Raw genomic sequence first — 11526 nt, 5'->3', positions numbered from 1 at the left:
GCGACACCGTGGAAGTCCGCCTCACCAATGCTGAAGACAGCACGATGATGCACAATATCGACTTCCACGCGGCGACGGGGCCCCGGCGGGGGCGCGAAGGCCTCGCTGCGGCGCCCGGTGAGACCAAGTCCTTCCTCTTCCAGGCGCTGAACCCGGGCGTGTACGTCTATCACTGCGCCACGCCATGGTGGCCTCGCACATCGCCAACGGCATGTACGGGCTGATCATCGTGGAGCCCGAGGAAGGCCTGCCCCCCGTGGATCGCGAGTTCTACGTGATGCAGGGCGAGATCTACACCGAGGAAGCCTTCGGCACGCCCGGCCACAACACCGAGAGCATCGAGAAGCTGCTCGACGAGGATCCGGATACTACGTCTTCAACGGCGCGGCGGGCGCTCTGATGAACACCCCGCTGGAAGCCGAGGTCGGCGAGACGGTCCGCATCTTCTTCGGCGTGGGCGGCCCGAACGCGACGTCGAGCTTCCACGTGATCGGCGAGATCTTCGACCGCGTCTACACGATGGGGCTCGCTGACCAGCGAACCGGTCGAGGACGTCCAGACGGTCACGGTCGCCCCGGGCGGTGCCGTCGCGGTGGACTTCGAGCTCGAAGTGCCCGGCGACTTCATCCTGGTCGACCACGCCCTGTCGCGGGCCGAGCGCGGCCTTGCCGGCATCCTCAGGGTCACCGGTGAAGAGAACCACGAGATCTTCCACGCCCTCGACGGCGAAAGCGATCTCGCCGGCCACTAGGCGCAACACCCGACTCGAAGGAGGGCGGCCCGTCCGCCCTCCGCTCCTCCCCCCAAGCCTCAATGAAAGGCCAAGACGATGAAACTCCAGATGATCCTCGCGGCTTCGCTGTTCGCCACCACCATGATGACCGGCGCCGCGCTCGCAGAGGACCACCAGGTCCATATGCTCACCCGCGGCGAAGACGGCCAGATGATGGTCTTCGAACCCGCCTATCTCGAGATCGCGCCCGGTGACACCGTCACCTTCCTGCCGACCGAGCCGAGCCACAATGCGGAGAGCATCCTCACCATGCTGCCCGAGGGGGCCGAGCCCTTCAAAGGCCGCATCAACCAGGAGATCACCGTGACCTTCGACGAGGAAGGCGTCTACGGCATCAAGTGCCTGCCCCACTACGGGCTCGGCATGGTGGGCCTGATCAAGGTCGGGGACGGCGAGGCCCCCAACCTGGGCGAAGCCGCCGCCGTGCGTCACCCGGGCCGCGCCAACCAACGCTTCCACGACCTCTTCGAGCTCGTCGAGGCCGGGACCGAATAGACCCGCGAGGCCCTCCCTCTCCGGCCTCCTGCCTGCGGCGGCGTGTCCCTCTCCCCGACGCGCCGCCGCTTTTCTATCCAGACGTCAGACAAACCACATCTCAAGGCGGGGGCAACGCCATGACACTGAAGACCAGACTTCTCGCGGGCGCCGCAGGCGCTCTGGCGCTGACCGCACCGGCCATGGCCGAGCACGGCCAGCCGGCACCCCAGCCCGCCACGCACGACGTGATCGTCGTCACCGGCTACCGGCTGAACATCGACATCCATACCGAGACCGAGATCTCGCCCGAGCAGGCTCCGGTGCTGGGCCCCGACGCAGCCGGCCTCGTCGCCCGTCTTCCGGGCGCGGCGCTGATCGACAATGGCGCGGTCTCCGGCCAGGTCCAGTATCGCGGGCTGTTCGGGCCACGCGCACCTGTGACCATCAACGGGGCCTCGGTCCTCTCGGGCGGCCCCAACCTGATGGACCCGCCGCTTCATTACGCGCCCATGCCTCTGGTCGAGCGCATCGAGGTCGACCGCGGCGTCGCCCCGGTCAGCCGCGGCCCCGGTCTCGGCGGGGGCATGAACGCCATCCTCAAATCGGTGGACTTCGCGTCCGGCGACGAGATCGCATGGAGCGCCGACACCATGGCGTCCGTGCGCAGCGTGGACGGCTCCTACGCCGTCGGTGGCGTCGCTGGCGGAGCGGACGACCGGCACCGGATGGAGGCCCTGTTCTCGCGCGAGGAAGGCGGCGACATCGCCTTTGCCGGCGGCGATATTCCAAACAGCCATCATGAGCGCACCGTCCATGGCGTCGGCGGCGGGATCCGCGGCGGCGATCATGAGGTCGCGCTTTCGTATCGCCGCGTGGATACCGGGCCGACGGGCACCGCGCCGCTGGCGATGGATATCCGCTTCGTGGAGACCGACATCGCCCGGGCGACCTATGAGGGCACGTTCGGCGAGATCCTCGTCGATGCCTCGATCGGCTGGAGCGATGTCGATCACGGCATGGACAATTTCACACAGCGGCCCAACGCGAACCCTATGATGTACCGGTTCACGCGGGCCACCGCCGCTGCCGTCACCGCCGCGATCGACATCAGCGTCCCGCTGTTCCTCGGCGACCTCGAGTTCGGTCTCGATCGCGAAGAGGCCGATCGCGCCGCACGCATCACGAACCCGGACAATCCCTTGTTCTTCGTCGACACCCTGCCGGACATCGAGATCGATCGCACCGGCGTGTTCGCGGAATGGACCGGCGAAGTCGCAGGGCTGGAAGCCGAGCTCGGCGTGCGCGCGGACCGGTTCGAGGAAACGGCCGGCGAGGCCGGCCTTGGCCCGGCCCTGCCCACCGGGCCCCGCATGCTGGCCATGGCCTACAACATGGCCGACCGCGATCGCGACGAGACGACGCTGGACGCGGTGGCCCGCATCTGGCGCGAGGCAGACGGTGCGATGACCTGGCGCCTGACGCTCGCGCGCAAGACCCGCGTGCCCAATCATGTCGAGCGCTTCGCCTGGCTGCCGACCGCGATGAGTGCGGGCCTGGCGGACGGCAACACCTATGTCGGCGATCTCGACCTGGACCCGGAGGCGGCCTGGTCGGTCGAAGCCGGCTTCGACTGGCGCAGCGATGGCGTCTACCTGCGCCCGACCGCCTATTACCGGCGCGTCGACGACTTCATCCAGGGCGTGCCCTTCGACGCCACCCCCGGCGTGATCGACTCACCCACCGAGATGGTCTCGGCGATGAACGGCGATCCGACACCGCTGCGCTTTGCCAATGTCGATGCGGAGTTCTACGGGCTCGACGCCGATTTCGGCTGGCGGTTCGCCACCGACTGGCGCATCGACGGCGTGGCCAGTGTCGTACGCGGCAAGCGGCGCGACATCGATGACGATCTCTACCGCATCGCTCCGCCACGTCTCCTGCTCGACGTGACCTGGGAACAGCCCGACTATGCGCTGACCTTCGAGAGCCAGCTCGTCGCCGAGCAGGACAAGGTCTCGCGGACCAATGACGAGCAGGAGACCCCCGGCTACGCCATCTTCGGGGCACGCCTCGACTGGTATGCCCGCGACACCGTGATCGTCACGCTCGGCGTGGAGAACCTGCTCGACCACACCTATGAGCGCCACCTCGCGGGCTATAACCGGGTCGCCGGTGCCGACGTCGCGCTGGGCGAACGCCTGCCGGGCGCCGGCCGCGGGCTCTACGCCCGGGTGAGCGCGGCCTTCTAGGCAGGGCGGCAGGACCCAAAGAGCAAGCCGCGGACCGGGTGGTCCGCGGCTTTCTTCCCGATGGTCTCCCCCTTCAATCCAGCTTCGCGATGCAGGCCCTCAGGAAATCGATGAATTCCGGGATCAGGCGCTCGCGCACGTCCCGGCTGGCCCAGTAGGGGTTCATGAACACGCAGCGGATCAGCACCAGGCTGTCGGCATCGGCTTCGCCGCCATGGCGCGCGACATGGCGGGCGATCTGCCCGGCATAGTGCGGGCTCTTCAGCGTCGTGGTGCTGACGAAGAATTCGCCCCCCTGGCGGATCGCGTCGTAGAGCGCCTGCGTCCTCCTGTTGGATCGTGACAGCGCCTCGCCCTTCCGGCCGAGCGAGAAGCACAGAATGTTGGTGTCGGCCGGCTCCAGGAAGCGCGCATCGGAAACCCCGCTCGCGATCGCGGTCTGGAAGACGAGCCGGGATTCCACCGTGCCGGCGAGGATCGCCCCGAACCGGTCGGGCTCGAAGCGGATCGTCCTGCCGGTCAGCCAGACCGCGGTCGCCCCGGCCGCGCTGCGCGAGCCCTCCAGGGTCGCCGACCACAGATCGTCGGCCAGATGCGGGCGTTCGAGATAGGGCGCGTCGAACACCGAAACCGCATAGCGGTCGGCATCGCGCACAAGGAATGCGCCGCAGGCATAGGGCACGAAGCCGAGCTTGTGGGGGTCGAGCGTCACGGAGTCCGCGCGCGCGACCGCGCGCAGCGCCGAGATCGTCTCGTCCTCGAGGACGTCCTCGTGCGGCCCGCCGGGGATGGAGCAGAGGAAGCCGCCATAAGCCGCGTCGACATGATGCCAGATGCGCCAGCCGCGTTCGGCCTGCCAGCGGTCGAGGAGATCGGCAACGCGGTCGACGGGATCGATCTCGCCGGTCTCGGTCGTCCCGGCCACGCTCACGACGGCGAGGATCGGCCGGTGAGCCCGCGCGGCGCGTCCGACCTGGCGTTCCAGGTCCTCGAGATCGAGCCTGCCGTCCTCGTCCAGTCCGACGCTCCAGAACGCCTCCTCGCCGAGCCCGAACACGTTGGCGGCCTTGCGCCAGGAGAAGTGCTTGTTGCCCGGCACCAGCACGACGGGGCCGAGATAGTCCTCCCCGCTCGCCCTCGAGATGCGCCGGAAGACATCGGCCGGGTTGCCCGCGACTGCGCTCGCGCCACGCAACTCTTCCTGTTGCGGGGAATGTTCGTCGACCAACGCCTTGAACCGGGCCCAGCCCATGTGCGCCGCGCCGAACACGTCGAGCGGCTCGCCGGTGCGCTCGGCGATCCACAGCGCCAGGGCGAGCCAGTGATCGAGCCGGTATCGGGCCCGCCAGACGCCCTCGAAATTGGCCACCGTTCCCCCCGAGGTGAAGTGGCCGCGCGCCTGCTGCGGGTCGAAGCCGATCATCCGCGCCAGCATGGCGATGGCTTCGGCCTCGATCACGGTGCCGACCCGGCTGACTTCCTTCGAGGTGTTGTTGGGATTGTGCAGCAGCGCGGTGAAATGGCCGAACAGGGCCGGCAGGGTCAGTTCGGCGACCATGTGGCCGGCATAGCGCGGCGAGTAGGTGGGGGTCTCGCGCCGCATGAGGGTCTTCAGCCTCTGGAGTTCCTGGGCGAGGATCTCGCGCTCCTTCAGGAAATCGGGCGCCATCCGCTCGGCCGGCGTCAGGGCCGGCGGATCGTCCCCGCGATAGGCTTTGCGCCAGTCGAACCAGTCGTCGATGATCGCCTGGAATTCCGCGCGCACCCAGGATTCGTTTTCCGATTTCGGACCGGGGAAATAGGCGTTCGCGCCGACCGCGCCATTGGTCTGTCCCATCGCTTCCATCCTTTCGAGCTCTGCCTGGAGCGCTCATCGCACGCTGTCGCGCGCGCGTCCTTGTCGCAGCGCAAACGCGCGGATGCAGCGCGGCGCGAGGCCGCAGACGCACCCCTTTTGCGCCAGAGCAATACGGGCAGGGCCGGCGCCGGCTAGTCGGAGAAAAACCCGGGACAAGGAGTGCTTCACATGCCCGCTTCCCTTCTCGCCCTCTCCGCCGCCCTTGCCGCCGCCGAGCCAGCGTCGATGCCGGTCCTGCCCGAGGGCCTGATCCTCGACGTGCGCCTGCGCTACGAGCAGGTCGACCAGGACGGCTTCGCCCGGGAGGCCGACGCCCTGACCCTGCGCACCCGGCTCGGCTTCGAGACGCCCCGCAGGAACGGGCTGTCCCTCCTCATCGAGGCGGAGAACACCCTGCACCTGGCCGGTGACTTCGCGGACACGGTCGATCCCGCACCCGGCTTTCCGGTCATTGCGGACCCGGAGATCACCGAGCTCAATCGCCTGCAGATCTCCTACGAGAACGCGCAGAAGGCCGGTCTCACGCTCGGCCGGCAATACCTCGTGCTCGACGATCAGCGCTTCGTCGGCCCGGTCGGCTTCCGCCAGAACAGCCAGACCTTCGACGCCATCGATCTCACCAGCGGCTCGGCCCTGCCCGTCCGCCTGCGCTACGCCTATATCGACACCGTCCACCGCCTCTTCGGCGACGACCATCCGCTCGGCGAGTTCGACAGCGACTCCCATCTGGCCGAAGCCGCGATCGACACGCCGCTCGGCGAGGCCGCATTGTTTGCTCTCGTCCTGGAGTTCGACAACGCGCCGGGCCTGTCCTCGCAGACCTGGGGGGCGCGCCTCGCCGGCGCGCGCGAGGCGCTGTCCTGGCGCGTCGAATTTGCCCGGCAGAGCGAGCATGCCGGCAACCCGGCCGGTTTCGACGTCGACTATGTGCGCGCCGAGGCCGATTACGCCTTCGAATCCGTCAGGCTGGGAGCCGGCATCCAGATCCTCGGCGGAGACGGGGCGAACGCGTTCCAGACCCCGCTCGCCACCCTGCACAAGTTCCAGGGCGCGGCCGACGCCTTCCTGACGACGCCCGCCGAGGGCCTGCGCGATCTCCACCTGCACGCCAGCGTCACGCTGCCCGACGCCTTGCCCCGCCCACTGAGCCTGAGGGCCGCCGTCCACGACTTCGCCTCCGACGACGGCGATCTCGACTTCGGCTCCGAGCTCGATCTTTCCGCCGGCCTGGCCCTGACCGATCGGATCGATCTCGAAGCCAAGGCGGCACTCTTCGACGGCGGCCCGTCCGGTCCGGCGGACCGGACGAAGCTGTGGCTGACGTTGAGCTATACCTACTGACCCCCGGCAGGGCGGCCGGGAGGCTTCGCTCCGCCAGTCTCGGGACGCGGTTCCTGTTTTGCCGGCGCCGGGGCATGGGCCGTCTTCGGCCCGTGCTCGACATGGGTCCGGATCGAGGGGATGCGGATGTCCTCGACCAGGTCCTGCACATCCTGCGGCGGGGCCGCGGTGATCAGCGCCACGGCGATGGAGACCGCGAAGCTGATCGCCATGCCGACCGCGCCGAAGCCTTCGGGCGAGATGCCCAGGAACCAGCTCGCCGGATCGCCGATCGCCAGGCTCGGCAGGAGACCTGCGAAGCCGGCGATGCCGGCGAGGGCGAGCACGCCCGCTATGCCGGCGAAGGCCAGCGAGCCCTTCGTGCCGTCGATCCGCTCGCGGGTGCCGAAATAGATCACGGCGCACGAGATCGCGGCGAGCAGGGCGAGCGCCCCGATGACCGCCGAGCCGAAGCCGATCTTGTAGTGGATGATGTAGAGGCCGGTGACGACGAGGCCCGTGGACATGCCCGCGATCGCACCTTCCTTGTTCATCCGCTTCCAGAAGATCCCGAGGAAGATCGCCGGGAAGAAGCTCGCCGCGGCCAGTCCGAAGGCGAAGGCCACGACGGCGGCCACGAAGCCGGGCGGGTTGATGCCGGCATAGATCGCGATCAGCACCGCCCCGACGGCGGCCAGGCGCGCCACGAGCAGCTCCTGCCCGTCACTCATCCGCTTGAACAGGACCTTGCGGCACAGATCGTGGGACACCGCCGAGGAGATGACCATCAGAAGACCCGCCGCCGTGGACAGCGCGGCCGCCAGACCGCCCGCGACCACGAGCCCGATCACCCAGGCCGGCAGATTGCCGATCTCGGGATTGGCGAGCACGAAGATGTCGCGGTCGAGCGTGGTGACCTCGTTGGTCTCCTCGTCGGCCCGGTACTGGATGCGCCCGTCCGCGTTCTTGTCGGTGAAACCCAGAAGCCCGGCGCGCTCCCAGTTGTAGAACCACTGCGGGGTCGCATCCTCGCCCATGTCCGCCGAGAGCGCCTCGCCGCGGCGCACGTCGATCGAGTAGTCGCTCTCGTTGACCGTCTCGATGAAGTTCGAGCGCGCGAAGACCGCCACCGCCGGGGCGGTTGTGTAGAGGATGGCGATGAAGACCAGCGCCCAGCCGGCCGACTTCCTCGCATCGGAGGCCTTGGGCACGGTGAAGAAGCGGATGATGACGTGGGGCAGGCCCGCCGTGCCCACCATCAGGGCGAGCGTGATGGCGAACACGTCGATCTTCGCCTTCGCCCCTTCGGTATAGGGCTGGAAACCCAGATCGACGAGCGTGCGGTCGAGGTTCTGCAGGAGCGGGGTGCCGTCCTGCGCATTGCCCACGAAGCCCAGCTGCGGAATCGGCGAGCCGGTGATCTGCAGCGACAGGAAGATCGCCGGCACCATGAAGGCGAAGATCAGCACGCAGTACTGCGCGACCTGGGTGTAGGTGATCCCCTTCATCCCGCCGAGCGTGGCGTAGAACAGCACGATGATCGCGCCGATGATCACGCCGACCTCGATCGGCACGTTGAGGAAGTTGGTGAAGGCGATCCCAACCCCGCGCATCTGTCCCGCGATGTAGGTGAAGGAGATGAACAGCGCGCAGATCACGGCGACGATGCGCGCGGTCTGGGAGTAATACCGGTCGCCGACGAAGTCGGGCACCGTGAACTTGCCGAACTTGCGCAGGTACGGCGCCAGCAGCAGGGCGAGCAGCACGTAGCCGCCCGTCCAGCCCATCAGGAAGACAGAGCCGTCATAGCCCATGAAGGCGATGAGGCCCGCCATGGACAGGAAGCTCGCCGCACTCATCCAGTCCGCGGCGGTGGCCATGCCGTTGAAGACCGGGTGAACGTCGTGCCCGGCCACGTAGAAATCGTTGGTGGTGCCCGCCCGGGCCCAGATCGCGATGGCGATATAGAGCCCGAAGGTCGAGATGACGAAGACGGCCGTCCAGAACAGGGTCGGCGAAAGCCCGAAGATTTCCATGGTCCCGCTCCCCCTCAGCCTTCGTCGTCATCGACGTCGAAGCGCTGTTCGATGCGGTGCATGAGCGCGCTGTAGACGAAGATCAGGATCACGAAGACGTAGATCGCGCCCTGCTGGGCGAACCAGAATCCCAGCGGCGCGCCGCCGATCGACCATCGGTCGAGAAAGTCGCGGAACAGGATCCCGGCCCCGAAGGACACCAGGAACCAGATCGCGAGCAGCACGCCCATGAGGGTGAGGTTTTCGCGCCAGTACTGCCTGAAGGCGCTTTCGGAGATGTCGTGCTCGTAAGCCCCGACGTCCTCCGTGTTGTCCTGGTCTGCCATGTTCGAGCACTCCTCCCGTCACGCCGGATCTCCGGCCGTAGTGGGAAAGAGTGGCAGGACACGGCCGCGAAGTTTAGTCCCTCCCCGGTCTGATCTTGTGCCCGTCACCGCCACGCCCGGTCTGTGGGCGCGATCCCGCCCGGTCGTCCCGCCTGCGCCCGCGCGAAGCGACGCGAGCCGGCCGGGACACGGGCGGCGCGCTCCGATCGCGATGGTTCCCGGCCCGCCGGGCCCATGGAATTCCTGCGCGCATCGCTGAACCGCGGCCCCTCGCGGCGCCGGGCAAGAGCCGGGGCCGGGAGGGGCTCCCCAGGGCGGCGCTCGGGCGCGGCCTATCCCTTCCGGCCGGTGACACGTACCAGCGCCTGGTCGTGGAAGCGGAAGCCGGGGCGGCGCATGAAGGCGGCGACCCTTCGGGCCGTCTCGGCTTCGCCGAGGAGCTCGCCAATGATCAGGTTGTTCTCCGCCATGAAGTTCGCCCAGGAGCTGCCGCCCTCCACGATGCGCTCGAAGCGGTCCTCGCGCACGTCGAGGAGCCCCGCCTCCTGCATCAGTCGCGGCAGTCGCGCCCCGAAGGCGGCCTCGACGAGGCCGGACCGGTCCATCGCCGAGCGCACCCGGTCGAGGGCGGCATCGAAGTCGTCCGCCCCGGCGGCCTGCTTGTCGGCAGCTGCCGCCACCGAGCAGTCGAGATCGGCGAGCGCCATAACCCCGCCGGGCCGAAGCCATCGCGCAAGGCTGGCGATGGCGCGCGCGGGATCGGGCAGGTGCTCGATCACGAGACGGGCGAAGACGAGGTCGAAGCGCTCCGGTTCGGCGGGAGGCGCGTAGAGATCGGCCTCGATGAGGCGCACCGGCGGTTCGGCCCGCCCGGCATGGGAGAGATCGATGTCGAGCCCGAGCACGTCGCCGCCCTCGCCGACCTTGCGCGCGAACCAGGCGAGCATCGCGCCCGAGCCGGCCCCCGCCTCCATGATCCGCATGCCCGGCCTGAACACCACGGCGCGCTCGAGCCAGCGCTGCGTCGGCTCGGCGTAGAAGGCGGCCAGGCGATCGAGACGGTCGCGCTCGTCTTCGACCGCGCGTCCGGAGGCGAAATAGCGCTCGGCGAACTCGGCCATGGCCGGCCTAGACGGGTTTGACCGCGGCGAGGAAGCAGGCCCCCGCGATCAGCACCCAGTAGAGATAGGCGACCGAGCGGCCGAGCCGGATGGACTTCTCCAGCCGGCTCTCCACATCCTCGTTCGGGCCGGCGGCGAGGATCCGGAACAGGCCCTCCCACTCGTGCATCACCACGCGCAGGATCACGCCGATGATGAGTGCGCAGCCGAAGACCAGCACCTTGGCGGCGTACCAGTTCTGCCCCGGCCCGGCCTCGAACGGGCCGTAGCCGAGCAGCGAGGTGATCGCGGTGACGATGAGCAGCGGGATGAGGATGTAGCGCGTCCAGTCCTCGATGCCCGAGAGCGTCGTCCAGATCGGCTTGCCGCGCGTCGCATAGGCGGCCCAGGTCAGGGCGAACCAGGCCGCGTAGACCGCCCACATGAGCGCCAGCCACCCCCCGCCAAGGGGATGGAAGCCGTAGAGATAGCCCATGTGCAGGCCGAGCGGCAGGAGCGAGATGATGCCGGTGCGCGCCAGGATGTCGATGCGGTAGGCGGTCTCCATGTGGCGCTGGCGCTCCTCGAAGGGCAGGCGCGGATTGACCACCTTGTAGCTCGTCTGGAACACGCCCCATTCCCCGCCCAGCCAGTAGACCATGGCCAGGATGTGCAGCCAGCGCAGCACATGCACCTCGTTCGCGACCCACCACTCCGCCATGACACGCCTCCCCGCTCCGGCTGGACTCGACCAAATGATATATCATTTAACTGAGACCGGGGCGAAGGCCAAGCGGGATCGCTACTCCCCCTCCTGCGGCAGGCCCTCCACCAGGAACACGTCGAAATCGCCCCATTCATTGTCGATGCGGGCATTGGCGAGGTCGCGATAGTCCGGATCGCTCCAGAACGCGCGCGCCGCGTCTGCGCTCGGCCAGCGGCTCATCGCCACCGAGGAGAAGCCGATCTCCCCCTCGAGCGTCTCCACATCGCCGGTCAGCGCGAGATATTGCCCGCCATGGCGTTCGTAGAGCGGCCGCAGGTGGGCGGCATAGCCGGCCATGAAGGCCTCCCGGTCGTGCACCGTGCCCATCACGACCATGTAGGCGGGCCGCTCGGCCGAGGACTGCGCCCCGGCGGCAGGGGCGCCGTCCCCGATCCAGTATCCCGCGCACGCGCCCAGCAGCGCGGCCCCGCCTGCGATCAGAATCGTGCGTTCGCGCATCGCGATCTCCGCTTTCTCCGCCACAGGGCTTGAATCCTAGGCCCCGGCTCGGGCAGAACGCAAATGATATATCTTTTCTGTTCCGTCTGTGCGCGCGAGGCTTTAGGCTTCATGATCGCGGGCGGGAGCCAGACCGGGAGAC

Annotated in this window: 11 protein-coding genes; 5 read left to right on the top strand and 6 right to left on the bottom strand. The window is 68.4% G+C overall.

Annotation, left to right across the window (positions count from 1 at the left end):
• Positions 1–184: 184 nt before the first annotated feature.
• From JW792_RS16845 to JW792_RS16830, 4 genes are all read left to right on the top strand, one after another.
• The gene (locus JW792_RS16845) at positions 185–400 is read left to right on the top strand and encodes a cupredoxin domain-containing protein (RefSeq protein WP_206340839.1); all 216 of its coding nucleotides are present in this window, start codon (positions 185–187) and stop codon (positions 398–400) included.
• 192 nt (positions 401–592) lie between these two features.
• A complete protein-coding gene (locus JW792_RS16840; protein WP_206340838.1) occupies positions 593–751 on the top strand; it encodes a cupredoxin domain-containing protein in 159 nt (52 codons plus the stop codon).
• A gap of 78 nt (positions 752–829) precedes the next feature.
• Positions 830–1288, top strand: coding sequence for a pseudoazurin (locus tag JW792_RS16835; RefSeq protein ID WP_135994654.1), 459 nt, complete (start codon positions 830–832; stop codon positions 1286–1288).
• 119 nt (positions 1289–1407) lie between these two features.
• On the top strand, positions 1408–3519 hold the full coding sequence (locus tag JW792_RS16830) for a TonB-dependent receptor (protein ID WP_135994655.1): 2112 nt from the start codon (positions 1408–1410) through the stop codon (positions 3517–3519).
• Positions 3520–3592: 73 nt separating this feature from the next.
• Here the strand turns inward: JW792_RS16830 and JW792_RS16825 are convergent, their stop codons facing one another.
• Positions 3593–5356 (bottom strand): pyridoxal phosphate-dependent decarboxylase family protein, encoded by a 1764-nt coding sequence (locus tag JW792_RS16825; protein ID WP_158291521.1) that lies wholly within the window; start codon positions 5354–5356, stop codon positions 3593–3595.
• A 189-nt stretch (positions 5357–5545) separates the two neighbouring features.
• Between JW792_RS16825 and JW792_RS16820 the strand changes: the two genes are divergently transcribed.
• Positions 5546–6718, top strand: coding sequence for an alginate export family protein (locus tag JW792_RS16820; protein ID WP_135994657.1), 1173 nt, complete (start codon positions 5546–5548; stop codon positions 6716–6718).
• On the opposite strand, the gene JW792_RS16815 is transcribed toward JW792_RS16820, so the two are convergent.
• The 5 genes from JW792_RS16815 to JW792_RS16795 all read right to left on the bottom strand — a co-directional run bounded on the left by JW792_RS16815 (position 6712) and on the right by JW792_RS16795 (position 11384).
• Positions 6712–8733: a sodium:solute symporter family protein gene (locus JW792_RS16815; protein WP_135994658.1), complete on the bottom strand. Its 2022-nt coding sequence runs from the start codon at positions 8731–8733 to the stop codon at positions 6712–6714. The genes JW792_RS16820 and JW792_RS16815 overlap by 7 nt on opposite strands.
• Positions 8734–8747: 14 nt before the next feature.
• A complete protein-coding gene (locus JW792_RS16810; RefSeq protein ID WP_135994659.1) occupies positions 8748–9059 on the bottom strand; it encodes a DUF4212 domain-containing protein in 312 nt (103 codons plus the stop codon).
• A gap of 332 nt (positions 9060–9391) precedes the next feature.
• Positions 9392–10180, bottom strand: coding sequence for a class I SAM-dependent methyltransferase (locus JW792_RS16805; RefSeq protein WP_135994660.1), 789 nt, complete (start codon positions 10178–10180; stop codon positions 9392–9394).
• A 7-nt stretch (positions 10181–10187) separates the two neighbouring features.
• Positions 10188–10880 carry a hypothetical protein gene (locus JW792_RS16800; RefSeq protein ID WP_135994661.1) on the bottom strand — a complete coding sequence of 231 codons (693 nt, stop codon included), beginning with the start codon at positions 10878–10880 and terminating at the stop codon, positions 10188–10190.
• An 81-nt stretch (positions 10881–10961) separates the two neighbouring features.
• Positions 10962–11384: a DUF1330 domain-containing protein gene (locus tag JW792_RS16795; protein WP_135994662.1), complete on the bottom strand. Its 423-nt coding sequence runs from the start codon at positions 11382–11384 to the stop codon at positions 10962–10964.
• Between the last annotated feature and the right edge of the window lie 142 nt (positions 11385–11526).

The sequence above is a fragment of the Marinicauda algicola genome, from assembly GCF_017161425.1.
Taxonomy (GTDB): Bacteria; Pseudomonadota; Alphaproteobacteria; order Caulobacterales; family Maricaulaceae; genus Marinicauda; species Marinicauda algicola.
Note: the sequence above shows the minus strand (reverse complement) of the source record. Positions and strands in the feature narration are given on the sequence as shown.